Genomic DNA, 16882 nt, shown 5'->3' on the forward strand with positions numbered 1-16882 from the left:
TATAAAATCAAAACAATTGACTAAAAAGCCGAAAGCATTAAATATTTTTAAGATAAATAATCAATATTAACAACAACTTAAAATTACTTAAGAATAATAATTAAATAACTTATGTCGTTAAGCCTCCATAAATAAAAGGATGCGCTTTAATAAATAAAAAGATAACCACAAAAATGTAGTCTTAAACCCATCTTTTAAGGCACTCTAATTGCTTAAATAACGAATTGCTTAAATAACGAATTGCTTAAATAACGAATTGCTTAAATAACGCCTTCTTAATGTATTCACATTTTTTATTTCTACCGGATTTCCACTGTACACGTTGTAAATCGATGTAAATAAGCAGATTATTTAAATAATCATACAAATAGACAATATATTGACCGAAGATAAGGTTTTAAACAAAAAATCGATTAAACTTTTTAATATTCAGATGATTAACGCCAGCACGATTTTTCTCAAAAACACCATAACAACGCGTTAAATAACGCTTAAAACAACAATGAAAAATCGATCAGTGCTTATACAATTTTAAAGGGGATAAAATGACCACAAAAATAGAAGGCGCACAAGGTATAATACATGCCGTTGACTTAGCCGTTAGACCATTTGGTTGGCTATTATTAACCATATTCGTTGTCGGTTATTACTTTATAGCCGCGGAAGAAAAATACCATATCAACAAAGCCAAACCCGCCCTGTTCACCGGTACCTTTATGTTTATGTTACTCGGTGGATATTACGCAGTAAACGGATTGGATTTCAGAGCATTCGATACTGAAATCGCACATCTTATATTAGAGATTGCAGAGATATTCTTCTTCTTGTTCGTTGCCATGACCTTTATTGAAGCGCTGATTGAAAGAAACGTATTTGATGCATTAAAAGAAAAACTCCTCAAATCTGGTTTTAACTATAAAAAACTGTTTTGGGTAACTGGCGGTCTTGCTTTCTTTATCTCACCCGTCGCAGATAACTTAACAACCGCCCTTATCCTTTCCACCGTCTTAATCACCATAGAAAAAACCAACAAAGCATTCCTTATCCCAGCTGCTATCAACATTGTTGTCGCTGCTAACGCGGGTGGTGCTTGGTCGCCATTTGGAGATATCACAACGTTAATGGCGTGGTCAGCAGGTAAAGGTACATTCATTGACTTCTTGTTCCTCTTTCCATCAGCTGTTATTGGTTGGGGCATTACAGCGTTCTTACTGTCTCGATTTGTACCAGACGGCTCACCTGAAAAAATCGAAGGAGCGGAACCCGTTAAGATTCACAAAGGCGGTAAAGTGATCATTGGTCTTGGCGTTTTCACTATTGCATCAGCTGTATTAGGTAAACAACTCATGCATTTACCGCCAATGTGGGGCATGTTATTTGGCCTTTCATTATTACAACTTTACGCATACACACTTAAAAAATATCATAAAAATGATATTCAAATTTATAAGTCTGTTTCAAAAGTTGAAAATGACACCTTGTTATTCTTCTTCGGTATCTTAGCAGCGGTTGGCGCACTTCACTTTGCAGGTTTCTTAAACCACGCCGCTAAACTTTATACCCTATTTGACCCAATGTACGTCAACATGGGTGTCGGTTTCTTATCAGCGATTGTTGATAACGTACCTGTGATGTCAGCCGTCTTAAAATCATCACCGGATATTCCATTAGCACAATGGATGTTAGTAACATTAACCGCAGGTGTCGGCGGTAGTATGATCTCTTTCGGTTCTGCTGCGGGTGTTGGCGTAATGGGCAAGCTAAAAGGTATTTATACATTTAGTGCCCACATGAAATACTCATGGACAATCGTCATTGGTTATTTTGCTTCCGTGGCCGTTTGGTATATTCAATTCGAAGTGCTTGGACTTTATATAAAACCAGCAGTGCAAGCTATAGCGGGACATTAACTTAAAGCGACCGTTATCACACTCGCGATATCGGTCGCTTTAATGACAAAAGAAAAAACAAAACAATAAACGATCGAAGTAAATAGTGGCAATGAATAAATAGAGGAGGTAAATAGCGACAATAAATAACTGAAGCAAATAGTTAATATTTTTTAATTTACTATTGCAATTTATACCACTCAGCGTAAAACGTATTCTTTCACTGCTCTTCAAAGGAGAAGGCAACAAATGGCGAAGCACAACAAAAAGGTTAAAGCACAATCACCAACCTTAAATTCAACACCAAAACAAACTGACCTAGCGCGTGGCACCATCAACCATTCAGCAATGGCTGCATTAGTGACAAGCAAGATTTTTTGCATGAGAGTCGTTAAAGCGAAAAAAGGCAAAGGTTCATTTAACCGTAAAGTAAAACACTCGAGCAAAGAGTGTTATCAAATAGCGGCTTAAGCGCCATTATCTGATAGCACTTTTTATATCGAAGAGAAGACATAACCTACAATGCTTAAGGCAGAACATAAGCTTGATAAAGGCTGCATATACATTACAGCCGTATTTTAAAGTGGTTTAATCAGCCTAAAGGTGAGATTAATTCTAGGTGCAATACTGCGTTGAGTTTTAGTAATACAGTGTTGCCAATGATGCTGTAATACGCCATGCATTAACAACAAACTATTATGTTGAAGCTCGCAAGTCACTTTTTGTAGCTTGTCTTGATTATGTTTTAATATAAAGCGACGAGTTTCTCCCAAACTGTATGATGCTATCACAGGGTTTATCCCTAATATCCTTTCATTATCAGCATGGTAGCCAACCGAATCTTGCCCATCTCGATACAAGTTTGCTAATACACAATTAAAACGATACCCCGTCATAGTTTCTATTGTAGTTTTCAACGCTAACAAACGTGGGGTGAATTCTACTGTTTGGTATAACTTCTGATAACCACCGTCAGCACTGACACCATAATCTCCAAACCAAGCGGTTAAACGCGGTTGTAAATGACGTTGTTCGTAGACTGTTATCGACTCCTGTCGCCAAATACATGCAGCTAACAATTCATCAAATAATGAAGTCGCCTCACCTTCTGGCAATAATTGTTGCCAACAGGTAACCACACCATCACTATTAATCAGGTCAATTGGTGGTTCATCGTCAAATAAGGATAATGTCATGGGTGTTCCGAAGGTATAGTTAAAATATGATGAATGAGCCTTACTCTACTATTTGCTAAAGTATTCGCATCGATTTAAATTGAGTTAGGCTGGAACTTGTCACAGACTTAATAACACAAAGAAAAATAATAGATCTCATCGTGATTAACTTTGAATCAACTGACATTCATAAACAACCACTGAATAAATGAATTCATTAGGAATAGTTAAACAACTTGCTAACGTTTGTGTGTGTTTATAGTTCTGATGCAATGGGTTTTGAAATTTCCCAGTGTATTTGAAAATCTTTTGCGTCCACTGCTTTTGTTTGGCACTACCAAAAATACAGCCTTTCATATTTTTAGTTTCAATCAAAAACAAGCCAAACTCAGACACCACAATATGGTCAATTTGTGTTGTGCCATCATCAGTCGGTAAAGTAATATTTTTGATTAACGTATATTGCTCTTTTGGTAAGAATTTGGTTAGTAAGAAGTTAACTAAAAATTTGCCTTACATGCCTTTAAACCAAGCCGACTTTAATACAACAGGCAAAATGAAAAGTGGCAGAATAAACCAGTACAGAGATAATGCGTTAAAAATTTGTATCGTTAAATCCATTTAAAACCTTTTTTGTAGCTCGGTATTTTTCATCAAAATATTCTTCGAAAAAATTGAGATGCGTGTGATAGATAAAATTATTTCTTTTACTTACACGCTAATTTTTTTTCTGCAATGAGATCTTTATTCTTATTCCCCATTGTTTTTAATATCAATACATTGCACTTTTTCTCTCTGTCACGTTCTTCTGTTGTAACCTTAGGGTTAGATATACTAGCAGCGAAAGGTTGGTAATTAATAGAGGCATTACAGTACATTTTTTTTAACTTTTTCATTTTCCAATTTGAATGATTTCTCTTAGTCAGTTCTTTACACATATCAGTAAAGAAAGCTTTCGCTTTGATTGTACACTTAGAGTAATTTGGATCTCCTTGATTATAAGAAGTACATATCGTCTTATTTTTTATATTCCACATTTGATGCTGAAATGAAATATTCATATTTTCGTATTGAACAAACTCAGTTTTAAGTTCGGTTCCGTATATATCTAAAACCTTTTCATGTACGTTTGAACTTACTACAGAAAGGTATGAAGCAATAAAAATTGAAACTGGGTCGATCATATATTTTCTTCTATAAAAATGCTTAATGTTCCATCACGACCAAGACAAGAACTCATAGTAAGCGCTCTGAGCTTTCACAATCACCACAATCCAGAAAATAAGTTTCTCCTGATTTTGATACTTTTGCGTTTGTGCTTTGGCAATGACCACATGGCATTTTCATAGCAGTATTTGTTTCACATTTTCTGCATTTTATATAATAACCATAGCGACCACTTAATGCGGAATAATCCGATGTTTCACCACACCTTTTACATTTTAAACGAGATGTAACTTTTGCAGTAGATACACTATAATTAGGAATTTTTTCTTCAGCCACAAGAACCTTTTCTATACGCTCTTTTGGCTGTATTTGAGCCTGAGACATCAAAAAATCTGTAATAGATACTAACTCAGAATTACTAAAATCAGGACGCATATCTGTAAAATTTAATAAACGAACAATTGAGTTCTTTAACTTCATTATCTTATTTAACTTCTCAACTAAGAACTCGCTCTTTACCAATTTTTGAGAAACTTCTTTAGGCATAGTTTCTCTCTCAATGATTGCATTGCTTGAAACAACACAAATATTATCCCAACGCCTAAAGCCAAAATATTGTTGAAGCCCTAAGACTTTAGTTAATATTTTATGACTATTTTCAAACAATATTTCTCGAAGCAACCTTTGTTGTAATTCAACCTGTTTGATTGGAGATGCCATACCACTCCATTTTCCATTAAAACTACGAGCCCATTCTCCGAAGCTATTAACCTTCACTTCACCAGTAATACTTTTAGACTCCACTAAAACAAAACCAAAAGGATAAACAATTAAGTGATCTATTTGAGCAGTTTCATCATTGTGCGTAAACTTAAAATCATTAATAACAAAAACGCTAGGATGATCTTTAAATGCCCTTCTTAAATAAAAAGCAACATTAGTTTCCTGATCTTGTCCTGCTTTAGCAGTTGGTGAAATTGTATTTTTTAAAGTGATGTCTTTGAGGATCATGTTAATAATTTTCCAAGTAATATTATTTCTAAATCTCATACGTAAAAATGACCAAACTGCAAGTTCCTATACTCTGTATACGAATTCAGAGTTATCAAGTTTGTGTGCAATCAAGTGTTATGCATTACCAAGCAGAGCGTGGGAACTAGTTCTTATCTAACGCCTTAATATACGAATTTTATTTTTGACTTCCAGTGAAATTAGTTGTTTTAATATAAATTAAACCAATCACCATTCCCTCAACTGCTGCATTTCCTTCAATCGCCCTCTTTGTAGTAATAAAGCGTCAAAAAGATCATCGACTGAATCATTACTTAATTCCAAATCTGGTAGAGCAATATTAGCTTCCGCAAAAAATCGTTTTTTATTCATCTGGCTACTAATATCAATTGAGTCCTCTGCTAACCAAGCATCTTGCCACCAATCTGTAATACGTGTTTTCGCATTTTTCATCTTATGTTCTGTCGGTAAACGATCGCTTTTTTGTCCGTTCGCAGTGACATCACTAGGTAATAAATTCCATAGGTCGTTATTAGGCCAACGTGCAAATGGCATGCAATGATCAATCGCGTATTTTTTATTTAAGGTTTTATTTGTCCAAACACAGTTATGTTGGCTATTGTTCTGCTTTTTAAGCGTTTCAAAACGGTTTCGGACTTCGGTGGTACTTCGTTTTGCTTCTAGCCAATTCAATGCGTTCACTAATTTATGTTGTTGCTCTGGTGCTTGATATTGTCGATTGCCTTGATAGCCCGCCATGGTTTTAGTCCATTCGGAAACTAATACAGGTTCAATCCAACAGGCATAACGGCTAAAAGCAATCCATAGGTATTCAGGTAATGAAAATTCGCCCCAATGTTTTAAGGTAGTTAAGTCTAAGAATAAACTGTCTTTAGCGCGCACTGATTTACTGCTCACTTCAAATACACTTTCTGCACTATTAGGAAAAGTGATGAACTTACAAGGCATGTTTTTGATGTTAGCGACGCTTGCAGATAGCATTTTATGCATTGCTATTGCTTGATCGCCTTGGAACAAGTTCCCAATACGGTAATCTGATGATGATAAATGTGTTAATTTATGCCAACCATCTTCCTTCATGAAACCCATGTTGTTATTTTTGTTAGGTGTTTGAAACAGATGATGTTTATCGATTAAATCTTTATATTGATGTGCCCAATACAATGCCACTAAGCCCATTGGTAATATGACGCGATTATCTTCACGTCGAATAACAGCACCGGGGTGTCCGTCAGCTATACGTAATAACACGCGCATTAATGCGAGTTTATGTGTTGCAGACTTGCCGTCGTTCAATGCAACATGACGAATAAATGGAAATGCTCCGCTACCATCATCAGGTAGTTTGAGTACAACCGTTTGCCATGAGACATCTGCTCTGCCGATCACATCAGGCTTTTTATCTGTGATTAATAATGGAGATAGGCCGAGCTTTGTAGACATTTGTACTAAAGCATCGCTAGAAACCTCATACATATTTCGTTCATCGCCACTTTCACCATGACGTAATGAAATAACTAATAACCCACCGGGCTTTAATAAGTTAGCGAGCTTTCGTAATGAACGAGTGCGCTGCGCATCTGGTATATGCATCCAAACGGCACTTAATAGAATGAGGTCGAAACTGATTTCTTTACGTGTGACAGCAGTGAGCTCGGGAAGTGAATCTTGCAACCAGTTAATGTTCAAACCTTGGGTATGTTTTTTACCGAGTTCAGCTAACATTAATGCGGGCTCAATCGCAGTGACAGAGATATTATTAGCAGCACCTTGCTGTGCAAAATATTGACTATCTCTCCCTGCTCCAGCCCCTATATCTAAAATACGAGCCTCTTTTTTATTCAAAATAGGCGTCAGGTAACTAAGCCAGCTTTCGTGTACTTGCTCAAAGGTTTTTGACAGATACATTTCAGCTAGTTTACTGGCATTTTTATTGTAAAAATTAGCCGTCATACCCATCCTTATTTAAGGTATAAAAAATAGATGAAAGACAATGTGTCATTGTAGGGGTAGAAATGTATTAAATAGAAGCGATAAGTACTTAATATTTATGATATTAACACTTAGTAGTTATTTATTAAAAGTGAAAAGTTGATGTTTTTGAGTTTATATTCTTATTTTATATATCTATTGTTTTTCCTTAGCCGTTAATAGCTTAGTAAAATTGCCTTAACTTTCACACACTCTCTCTATTTAGTCTTTGATACGTGGCGTGGATAAACGAATATAATGAAGTTTGAGGAAACTGATTTAATAGAGTAAGTTTCCTCAAACTGATGAGAATAGTAAATAAAGAGCGTGTTAAATTGATCTTAAAAAGGCGAGCAAAGTATTTCGTTGTTCTTCTGTTAGTTCAACAAATGCTTCTTTGGATGCTTGTGCTTCTCCGCCATGCCAGAGTATGGCAGTGTCTAGATCGGAGGCTCGTCCATCATGTAAGAATCTACTTTTACCATCGCCTTCTATCAAGCCGAGTCCCCATAATGGAGGTGTGCGCCATTCAGTCGGTTCAGCGCCCGCTTCTTTAGCACCATCACTGAGATCTTCTCCCATATCGTGAAGTAACAAATCAGTATACGGGTAAAATACTTGGTTACTCAAAATAGGAAAACGTTCAATATCTCCTGTTTGTAGCGTTTCTCGATGACAGGCATCACAACCAGTCGATTCAAATAAGGCCTTTCCTGCCATGAACTCTGACTCATCATCAATACGCCTTTCGGGTACGGCTAAAATAGTCAGGAAATCGTTAATGGCTTCAAGTGAATTATCTGATACTTCAGGCTTTCCACCAGAAGGATAAAGCGCACAGACACTTTGACTTTCTGTACAAGGTTCTAAGGCATTAAGTGTTGTTGTGAGCCCCATATCTTGCTGAAAAGCACCTGCTACTTGTCCTTTAAGCGTACAGTGAATGGCTTTCCAACCAAAACGACCGATACATTCACTCTGTTGATTGGCTCTACCTGAGATGCCGTCCATATCACTATCATTGATATCTTCGTATTCAAGAATAGTTGATTCAGACACTAGATCTAACAATCCCATTCCCACTAGTTGAGGTGACAGTCGAGGTGCTAAAGCGACACCGTCAGCAAGTGAATATTGGTTATTATTAAGGTGAAATAGTACTTCTTTGTTGCTTCCTTCAGACCAAGTAACAGTCCCTTCTGGTATGTTATCTTCAGAAAAGGTTTGAAGTTGAGGCCCTAATAATGGGTCTTCATTGCCGTCTTCGTCTCTTAATCTGAATAATATGCCGTTGCCAGTACTGCCATCACTTTTTAGTGATTCGGCTCTTGCTGATGCTTCATGGCAATTTGAACATGAGTCTGTAATGGCAAGTGGTCCATACCCGTCTAATAAATCGCGATCTCCTGGTGCTGGAGACCATGTTGCGATAAATAGTTCTCTCCCTTGTGATGCACCATGATAGTCAGAAATATCTAAATCAGGAATGAATTGTAAGAAGTTATTATTCTCGCTGTATTCTACGGTAGCAACACCACCAGCCGGCCCTAGATCAAATACTGTATCAGCCCCTGTTTCGGAAGCGCTATTATCACTACCTCCGCCACCACAACCTGCCAGCATAAGGCTCAATAACAAATAAGTTTTCTTGTTCATTATTCGCTAAGCTCGATTTTTTGTGGAAGTGAATAACCCCAAAAGTTAATGGGATCGTTAATGCCTAATGATCCTTCAAAACTCCAACCCCAGCTAAACAGTCCATTATCATTACGCAATGCAATGGTATGCAATGCACCAGCACCAATATCTAAGATACCATCAAGATCTGTGATGGCGATGGTTGGCGCTATTGGGTCTTCATCTGATTCTAAACCAAGTGTCCCTAACCCATTAAAACCCCATGGATAAATTAAACCATCTGCTTTCTCTACAAAGCTTTGGTTACCATTAGCCCAGATAGCGAATGCTTCTGTCACCCATGGTAACTCTGTTGGCACGTAGATATCATCAGCCCATGTGTCTTCTTCTGTATTACCAACTTGGTTACTTGCGTTTAACCCCCAACCATAAACTTTACCACTTACACCCAGTGCCAGTACATGTGCTTTGCCTGCTGCAACTGAAGTGATTGCCTCAGGTAGAGGTACTTGAATTGGACTCGTTATATCGTCAGTGTTGGTCTCTCCTTGGCCTAATTGACCATCGTTATTTTCACCCCATCCCCACAAAATACCATTTACATCAATTGTATAGGTGCTGTCAGAGCCTGCAGCGATCATGATAATATCACTTAGTGTCACCAGTATAGGATAATCTGAGTCTTCATTTGAGGTATTGCCTAACTGTCCTTTATCGTTTTCGCCAAAAGTATATACGTTGCCATCTTTATCGAGAGCGACAGAGTGATCATAGCCACGAGCAATTGAAATAATATCTTTTAAAGAACTTATTTTTTGAGGTGTATAGAAGTCATCTTCTGAAATAATGTCATCGTTATCGCCTAAGCCTAATTGACCACCGTCTCCATCACCCCACGCCCAAACATTACCTTCGCTATCAAGCGCAATAGATGCATTTTGATTAAACGCTAATGAAGTAAAAGTAACTAACTCTCCATCATCATAAACAGCTAATAATTGTGGTGTCGTTGGATGGTTTTCATCGCTAAGAGTACTCGTATAACCAACACCTGTTTGACCAATGTTGTTCCTTCCCCAAGTCCAAATTTGTCCGTCTACTATAGCGCCTGAATGTGCACCACCAGCTGAAACTTGTTTACCGTAATAAACTTGTTTAGTAATTGATGTTGTATTGCCTAACTCATCTTCTGCTATCAGCTCGTAATTATTTAACCCTGGCGATAAAGTAAAAACAGCGTCAAAGTCTGCTCCATTGAAAGTAACGGGCAGTGCTTGATCGTTTACTTTTAGTATGACAGAAGTGACTTCATCGGTGTCTGACACACTGCCGTTAATGGTAAAAGTGGACGAATTTACACTTCGGTTGTCTTCAAGTGAAGAGGTAGAGACCTCTGGCGCAATACCATCGTTAATAATAGTAGAATCTGAATCATCAGATCCACACCCTGTAAGTAATGCCACAACATAAACTGATAATAAACTACGTTTAAATTTCATAAACCCTCAAATGATAATAATACTGATAATTAATATCATTATTAATTTAAGAAAGAATAATTTCAAGTTTTTTATGACAAATTAAAGACTTATGGTTTACTTTAATTTCTTTTAATCATTGTATTTAAAGAAATAATATTAAAAATGAGTATTAATCAAAATAATTCTCAGAATATGATGACATTACATTGTTAGTTATTTACAAAGCGCATGTCATTAGAAATGCCATTATTTTATTTGGAGGGTTAACATTAACAACAATAATAATAGGGATATAACCCATCGTATGTGTAGGTTTTGAATCGAATAGGCATAGTAAGGGATAATGCAGTTTTTTCATTTTAAATTATATGAATAGCGATGTACTACATTTTTCCTATAACCTCCCTACTCTATTGTTACGCATATAGACATCAATATTAGCCATTATTAGTCTCTTTCAATTGGTCCAAAGTAGGTAAACCTGTGTCTGTGACCATTAACGATTTATTGAATAAGTTTAGGATCCGCTCAACCTTTCTTAATCCAACATCATCGTAATCTCCACGCTCAATTTTACCAATTGTTGTTCTATTAAGCCCTGCATAATCAGCTAATAACTGTTGGCTCCATTTTCGCTGCTTTCTTTCAGATAAAATAATTTCTGAAATTTTAGATAAAGACTTCATACAAACCTCAAAATTGTTCACTATAATCACCAAAAAATTCATATCAACAAAATAAGGTGACTTTAATCACCCAACTATATCGTTATAAGTCAAAATATGCAAAAGAGTTAAACTAAAAATACTCATACTTATTAACCCCATGAAGATCTTATTCCAAAGAATTCAAACATGATATCGTCGTACTACTGACAAAGTAGAATTATGAAGCAGCTTAAGTGACTAGAGACTAAAAGTAGGCAATAAATTCTTAGCTGTTTAATTAGATAGTCATACATTTAGAGGGAATGGCCACTGTCAAATTAAGTTTTTTTAATATTTTTAACCAAAAAAACTTTTCTGTATTTAAACATAAAGCGGTTTTCTTAATGTGGTCGGAGATAGATGGAGCGAATAAGCGACAGCTTAGTGTCTGAGCTATCTTTAACTATTAACAAAATCTAGACGAAAAAAAACCGCTTCTGTATCTAAACATGAAGCGGTTTTCTTAATGTGGTCGGTGATAGAGGATTCGAACCTCTGACCCTCTGGTCCCAAACCAGATGCGCTACCAAGCTGCGCTAATCACCGAGTATTTTTATACGTATTTTGTAATTGTGGGTCAAACCCTCTGGTCCAACTCTTTTCCAAAACACTGGAGATGCGCTACCAAGCTGCGCTAATCACCGAAATTGTTAATATCTAATTAGTCAGGGATTGTAATTAACTAATTGATATTATTGTTTAAATGGTGCGGAAAGAGAGACTTGAACTCTCACATCTTACGATACTAGAACCTAAATCTAGCGCGTCTACCAATTCCGCCACTTCCGCAACTACTTAAACATTTACTCTTTTTAACTATTATCATCTTTAAAAAATGGGGCGAATGACGGGGTTTGAACCCGCGACAACCGGAATCACAATCCGGGGCTCTACCAACTGAGCTACATCCGCCACTGCACTTTTAAAAATGGTACGCCCTACAGGATTCGAACCTGTGGCCTACGGCTTAGAAGGCCGTTGCTCTATCCGGCTGAGCTAAGGGCGCAAAAGCTGGACTTATATCTTACAACGATTACTCATTGTTTTCAAAATGTGGTCGGTGATAGAGGATTCGAACCTCTGACCCTCTGGTCCCAAACCAGATGCGCTACCAAGCTGCGCTAATCACCGAGTATTTTAGGTTATTAAAGAATAATTTAAAAATATTCTAAAACCAAGGAAGATAACCGTAAAGCTTGTTAACTACCGAAACGTTGAAACACTTAATGCCTGTCAACGAGGCGAGATATTACTGAGTTGAGTGGACATCGTCAAACTTTATTTACATATATTTTTTTGCTTGCTGAATAATTAGTCGCATTGATTAATATTAATTCATATCTCGTTATTATTTGTTCTTCTTTGTTGTTTTTAATACGCATTTCTATGTTCAATAAAATGATATTTATTATATTAAACAAAATATGTACACAATTTGTTCTACAATTCAGATATAGTGAATTCATTGTTGATTTAATATAAGAGATCAGCAAGTTATCTATTTTTATAAAGGAGTAATTTGTCTATGGCTTATCCTGACTTACCTAAAGAAAAACCTTATTCATGGCTTAATATCATTCTTATAGCAATTTGTGTTTCTATGTTTGGCTATAGCATTTTTTATTTTACTTACCCTAATGAACATCATCGATTAATGGAACGTTTGGGTGTCTCCAATGATTTTAATTTTGATTTCCTGAATGAGCCAGTAGTCGCAGAGAAACCTATTATTGAAGAGGACGTTATTGAGGAAGCGGTTGATGTTATTGAACCATCTGAAGTCACCACGCTTTTATCTGCTGCACAACCAACGGAAGTGGTTGAAGAAGTAGAAGAGGAAAACCCTTTACCTTTATTAGATGAGTCAGACGATCTTGTTTTATCTGCTATTGATGAGTTTAGTGAAACAGCATTAATAACGGACAATTTATTACAAAGCGGTTTAATACGCAGTACGGTCGTTTTTATTGATAATTTTAGCCGTGGAGATTTAATTACAAGCTTTAGCCCTTTGTTTCCACCTAAAGAACCTTTTAAAGTAAAAAGAAGCGATGGCAAAATTTATGTCTCAATATACGGATATAAACGATACGACGATTACAGTAATTACATTGCTTCACTGGATAGTCAACAACTGGTACAGGCGTACAATACATTTAAGCCATTAGTTGATGAATCTTATGCTGAAGTTGCACGTGAAGGGACTAAATTTGACGATGTATTGAATGATGCAATCGACATGGCGTTGAGTGTACCGGTTATTAATGGGCCAATTACGTTGAAGTCCCCTTCTGTTATGTATTTATTTAATAACCCTGCTTTAGAATCATTAAATGACGCTCAAAAATTACTATTGAGATTAGGGCCTGATAATTTAACTAAGGTACAAGATAAGTTAAGAAGTATTCAAGCTGAATTGGTTAAACAAAGTATGGAAAGTGACGAAGTTTATTCATCGTCAACACTAGAAAAAACTGGTGAGCCCGCGCTATTAAGTCAAGAAGACTAAAATGGTTAAGCAATATAATACTATTGATAAACCATCAGTAAAAAAAGCCACTATTAGTTGATATCTAATAGTGGCTTTTTTATGAAGTCATTTTTATTAAGTAATTTCTTATAAAAGATTACTTATGAAATACGTTACTTATCCAAACGGTTTGATAAGGCGCTAATGTGATCATTTCTTGTTGCATGTCTAGCTCAGCACCTGAAATCAATTCATACCAATTATCTGTCATGATTAAATTTAAATCATGAATCGCTAATTCCATTTCGTGATCGGTAATATTGCTAATACAAAAGATACTTTGCTTTCTATCTTGGCTCTGTCTCCAGAAACCAAACATTTGTAACCCTAGATGTAAGGTAAACTGAGTGGCATTAGGATGAAAAGCCGGTTGTTTGATACGTAGGTCAAGTAAACCTTTAAGCGAACTTAACACAACCGCATGATGATTCTCACTGTCAGATAATTTCCCCTGTAGCTCTTGGTAATCCCAACGATGACGATTAATAGAACGATTTTGTTGTGTATTTTCTACTTTTTCATAATCATTTTGTGTGCCTAACAAACTATGAATATAAACACCTGGAATACCTTCTAATCCAAACATAATGGCATGTGCACAGATAAAGCGTTGTAGCCCTAAGCTATCTCTACCTTTGGTTGTGCCCTGTAACGCATCATATAACGCGATATTGATTTCATAGGCTTTAGGTTCACCTGTTTCAGTGGTGCGCCAAGACACTTTACCGCCGAACTCCTGCATGGTTTCTACTAAGCTACTTAGCTCATAATCATTTAACAGCCCTTCTGCTGGTCTTAACCCAATCCCATCATGCGAGGCAATAAAGTTAAAGTAGAAGGTCCCATTTTGCGAGGGCGGCATACTCATTAACCAACGTTTAAGGTACAAGCAATTACCAGTCACTAAACTGTTAATTAATAAAGGAGGTAGAGAGAAGTTATAGATGGCATGTGCTTCATTAGCATTACCAAAATAAGTAAGGTTTTGTGTATTGGGAATATTGGTTTCAGTGATAATAACCGCATCACTCACCGCATGCTCTAACAGTGTTCTCAGTAAACGCACGACTTCATGGGTTTCTGGTAGATTGATAGAACTGCTATTTAGCTTTTTCCATAAGAAAGCAACGGCATCAAAACGCAGTATTTTTACACCCATGTCGAGATACAAACGAATGATTGAAACAAAGCTTTTTAATACTTCAGGGTTTCTAAAGTCAAAGTCGACTTGGTCATGGCTAAAAGTACACCAAACATGTTGTGTGCCTTTACCAGTATCTGTTTCTCTTAATAGGTCAGAGGTTCTTGGTCTAACCACCTCTGACAAATCATCATCTGGTGATGCGGTATAGAAGAAGTCATAGCCAATGCCTTCGCCTTTAATGAAGTTATCAAACCACGCACTTCGACTAGAACAATGGTTAATCACTAGATCAGACATTAACCGACGATCTTTGGCTATGCTTTGTATTTCTTTCCAACCACCTAGTGAGTCATTAACGCTTGAGTAGTCGATCACTGAGAAGCCATCGTCTGAGCTATAAGGGAAGAATGGGAGAATATGAACGCTGTTAACACTGTTACCGATGTGATTGTCTAGAAAGTGTTTTAACGTCTCTAGTGGCTTTTCATCGGCTTTTAGTAAACTGTCACCATAGGTGATCATGATAACGTCTTTTTGTGACCAATGGTTTTGATAAGCGACAGGTGTATGGCAGTTTTCGTCTAATCGCATCAACGTTATTAATTGATCGCTAAGTTCATCATAATCAACGGGTTGATCGACGTCTTTGTAAATAAAAGTAAGTTGTTGTATTAATTTGTTTTTTAACACAAGCAACTCATTTTCTTCGGCATTCTGTTCTGCCATAACATTCCCCTTATTAATTGCCAATTGTTCACTTTTTGTAGAACAAATTGACAATGGTTTTTTATTTACAATTCATTATTTAGAGCTTCTTAACTCGCCAACTAATTTAACTAACTTGACCTACTTATTAAAATAAATGATCAAATAGTCGAATAGATGAATACTTACATTCAAGTGTTCTTATTATTCACTAAACTCTTGATGATCTAATTCAACCGCTTCTTTCAATTGTTCTAACACATCTGGCATCGCACTGATCACACGGCTCCAAGAAGGAATAAATGGCGTATCCATTGGTTTATCTAAGAATATCTGCCCTGCTGTCATCACGTTTTCAGCAAACATTTCAATGGCTTTTTCTTCATTGTGGATATCAAGGTTCAAACCATTCATCATCGCATCACCACGATACATTTCTAAATAATCAAGCGCGATACGGTAATAAGTTGCTTTTAACGTACGGATGCTTTCAGTACTGAATGTTTCACCTTGTGTGGCTAATTTACGGATGAATGCCTTAGTAATATCAACTGACATTTTCGATAAACCACCATCGACATTATCTAACGATAGATCTTGGTGTTTATGGTCGTAAGCGTCTGAAATATCTACCTGACAAGTACGGTTACTCGCATAGTTACGATGCATTTCAGACAGTACGCCAATTTCTAATCCCCAATCGCTTGGAATACGTAAATCGGTTAATACATCTTTTCGGAATGAGAATTCGCCCGCTAATGGGTAAAGAAAGCTATCAATAAAGTCTAAGTACTCGTTGTGACCAATAGTCTTTTTCAACGCTTTAACCAACGGAGTAACCAATAAGCGCGATACACGACCATTGATTTTGCCATCAGCAACACGAGAGTAAAAACCTTTACAGAATTCGTAGTTGAACCCAGGGTTAGCAACAGGATAAATTAAACGCGCTAATAATGCACGGTCATAAGTGACGATATCGCAATCATGTAATGCCACTGATTCCGTTTTACCAGAAGCTAAGGTATAGCCCATGCAATACCAAACATTACGCCCTTTACCGAGCTCTTTCGGTGCTACGCCTAATGCTTGTAATTTAGCATCAAGTGCTTTTAATCGAGGGCCTTCATTCCATAATACACGGTGATGTTGAGGTAGTTTTTTGAAAAATTTAAGGGCATGTCGGTATTGCTCTTCACTTGCTCGGTCTAACCCGATGACGATTTCACTTAGGTAAGGCACTTCGCTAAGGTGGTCAACAATATCTGGGAAGGCATCACCTTCTAGCTCAGAGAAAAGAGAAGGTAATATTAAGCCCATCGGACGCGTTTTTGAAAATGACTTTAGCTCTTCTTCAAGGTTTTCATTACTGCGTTGTCTTAAATTATGCATTGTAGTCACAATGCCATTTTGATAAAAATCAGCCATTTGTCAGTTCCTTAA

Annotated in this window: 12 protein-coding genes, 5 tRNA genes and 1 pseudogene; 3 read left to right on the plus strand and 15 right to left on the minus strand. The window is 36.7% G+C overall.

The genetic code is table 11. From position 1 onward, the window contains the following. Positions 1-545 precede the first annotated feature (545 nt). Positions 546-1910, plus strand: a complete 1365-nt coding sequence (gene nhaD, locus SP041_RS15395; RefSeq protein WP_025564375.1) for a sodium:proton antiporter NhaD — start codon at positions 546-548, stop codon at positions 1908-1910. Between the two features lie 228 nt (positions 1911-2138). Beyond that, positions 2139-2360 (plus strand): alternative ribosome rescue factor ArfA, encoded by a 222-nt coding sequence (gene arfA / locus SP041_RS15400; protein ID WP_025564373.1) that lies wholly within the window; start codon positions 2139-2141, stop codon positions 2358-2360. Positions 2361-2467: 107 nt separating this feature from the next. Here the strand turns inward: arfA and SP041_RS15405 are convergent, their stop codons facing one another. The 13 genes and pseudogenes from SP041_RS15405 to SP041_RS15465 all read right to left on the minus strand — a co-directional run bounded on the left by SP041_RS15405 (position 2468) and on the right by SP041_RS15465 (position 12191). After that, positions 2468-3085 carry an alpha-ketoglutarate-dependent dioxygenase AlkB gene (locus tag SP041_RS15405; protein WP_025564371.1) on the minus strand — a complete coding sequence of 206 codons (618 nt, stop codon included), beginning with the start codon at positions 3083-3085 and terminating at the stop codon, positions 2468-2470. 144 nt (positions 3086-3229) lie between these two features. Beyond that, a pseudogene (locus SP041_RS21225) lies at positions 3230-3556 on the minus strand (nuclease-related domain-containing protein); the annotation flags it as partial. A gap of 215 nt (positions 3557-3771) precedes the next feature. Continuing rightward, positions 3772-4248, minus strand: a complete 477-nt coding sequence (locus SP041_RS15415) for a hypothetical protein (protein ID WP_025564368.1) — start codon at positions 4246-4248, stop codon at positions 3772-3774. Between the two features lie 52 nt (positions 4249-4300). Further along, positions 4301-5242 (minus strand): nuclease-related domain-containing protein, encoded by a 942-nt coding sequence (locus SP041_RS15420; RefSeq protein ID WP_025564366.1) that lies wholly within the window; start codon positions 5240-5242, stop codon positions 4301-4303. A gap of 228 nt (positions 5243-5470) precedes the next feature. Next, a complete protein-coding gene (locus tag SP041_RS15425) occupies positions 5471-7216 on the minus strand; it encodes a class I SAM-dependent methyltransferase (RefSeq protein ID WP_025564364.1) in 1746 nt (581 codons plus the stop codon). Between the two features lie 348 nt (positions 7217-7564). Further along, positions 7565-8890, minus strand: coding sequence for a di-heme oxidoredictase family protein (locus SP041_RS15430; RefSeq protein ID WP_025564362.1), 1326 nt, complete (start codon positions 8888-8890; stop codon positions 7565-7567). Then, positions 8890-10371 carry an RCC1 domain-containing protein gene (locus SP041_RS15435; protein ID WP_025564360.1) on the minus strand — a complete coding sequence of 494 codons (1482 nt, stop codon included), beginning with the start codon at positions 10369-10371 and terminating at the stop codon, positions 8890-8892. Before SP041_RS15435 ends, SP041_RS15430 begins: the two co-directional genes overlap by 1 nt. A 419-nt stretch (positions 10372-10790) precedes the next feature. Beyond that, entirely contained in the window at positions 10791-11060 is a 270-nt protein-coding gene (locus SP041_RS15440) for a helix-turn-helix transcriptional regulator (RefSeq protein ID WP_205961210.1), read from the minus strand. Between the two features lie 469 nt (positions 11061-11529). Next, a tRNA-Pro gene (locus tag SP041_RS15445) sits at positions 11530-11606 on the minus strand. A 158-nt stretch (positions 11607-11764) separates the two neighbouring features. Continuing rightward, positions 11765-11849: transfer RNA gene (locus tag SP041_RS15450), tRNA-Leu, on the minus strand. Positions 11850-11896: 47 nt separating this feature from the next. Continuing rightward, a tRNA-His gene (locus tag SP041_RS15455) sits at positions 11897-11972 on the minus strand. A gap of 17 nt (positions 11973-11989) precedes the next feature. Next, positions 11990-12066 (minus strand) — tRNA-Arg (locus SP041_RS15460). A 48-nt stretch (positions 12067-12114) separates the two neighbouring features. Next, a tRNA-Pro gene (locus SP041_RS15465) sits at positions 12115-12191 on the minus strand. 394 nt (positions 12192-12585) lie between these two features. Between SP041_RS15465 and SP041_RS15470 the strand changes: the two genes are divergently transcribed. Next, positions 12586-13569 carry a DUF3014 domain-containing protein gene (locus SP041_RS15470; RefSeq protein ID WP_025566175.1) on the plus strand — a complete coding sequence of 328 codons (984 nt, stop codon included), beginning with the start codon at positions 12586-12588 and terminating at the stop codon, positions 13567-13569. 118 nt (positions 13570-13687) lie between these two features. Here SP041_RS15470 and SP041_RS15475 read toward each other — a convergent pair whose 3' ends face one another. Beyond that, complete coding sequence (locus SP041_RS15475) at positions 13688-15460, minus strand: sugar phosphorylase (RefSeq protein ID WP_025566176.1); 1773 nt, start codon at positions 15458-15460, stop codon at positions 13688-13690. Positions 15461-15643: 183 nt separating this feature from the next. Next, positions 15644-16867, minus strand: coding sequence for a glycosyl transferase (locus tag SP041_RS15480; protein ID WP_025566177.1), 1224 nt, complete (start codon positions 16865-16867; stop codon positions 15644-15646). Positions 16868-16882: the final 15 nt, after the last annotated feature.

The sequence above is a fragment of the Psychromonas sp. SP041 genome (genome assembly GCF_000470315.2).
In the GTDB taxonomy this organism is placed as follows: Bacteria; Pseudomonadota; Gammaproteobacteria; order Enterobacterales; family Psychromonadaceae; genus Psychromonas.

Bases quoted from the DNA above. Each gene is read 5' to 3' on its own strand.
- nhaD (WP_025564375.1), top strand. From the start codon at position 546: ATGACCACAAAAATAGAAGGCGCACAAGGTATAATACATGCCGTTGAC.
- arfA (WP_025564373.1), top strand. From the start codon at position 2,139: ATGGCGAAGCACAACAAAAAGGTTAAAGCACAATCACCAACCTTAAAT.
- SP041_RS15405 (WP_025564371.1), bottom strand. From the start codon at position 3,085: ATGACATTATCCTTATTTGACGATGAACCACCAATTGACCTGATTAAT.
- SP041_RS15415 (WP_025564368.1), bottom strand. From the start codon at position 4,248: ATGATCGACCCAGTTTCAATTTTTATTGCTTCATACCTTTCTGTAGTA.
- SP041_RS15420 (WP_025564366.1), bottom strand. From the start codon at position 5,242: ATGATCCTCAAAGACATCACTTTAAAAAATACAATTTCACCAACTGCT.
- SP041_RS15425 (WP_025564364.1), bottom strand. From the start codon at position 7,216: ATGACGGCTAATTTTTACAATAAAAATGCCAGTAAACTAGCTGAAATG.
- SP041_RS15430 (WP_025564362.1), bottom strand. From the start codon at position 8,890: ATGAACAAGAAAACTTATTTGTTATTGAGCCTTATGCTGGCAGGTTGT.
- SP041_RS15435 (WP_025564360.1), bottom strand. From the start codon at position 10,371: ATGAAATTTAAACGTAGTTTATTATCAGTTTATGTTGTGGCATTACTT.
- SP041_RS15470 (WP_025566175.1), top strand. From the start codon at position 12,586: ATGGCTTATCCTGACTTACCTAAAGAAAAACCTTATTCATGGCTTAAT.
- SP041_RS15475 (WP_025566176.1), bottom strand. From the start codon at position 15,460: ATGGCAGAACAGAATGCCGAAGAAAATGAGTTGCTTGTGTTAAAAAAC.
- SP041_RS15480 (WP_025566177.1), bottom strand. From the start codon at position 16,867: ATGGCTGATTTTTATCAAAATGGCATTGTGACTACAATGCATAATTTA.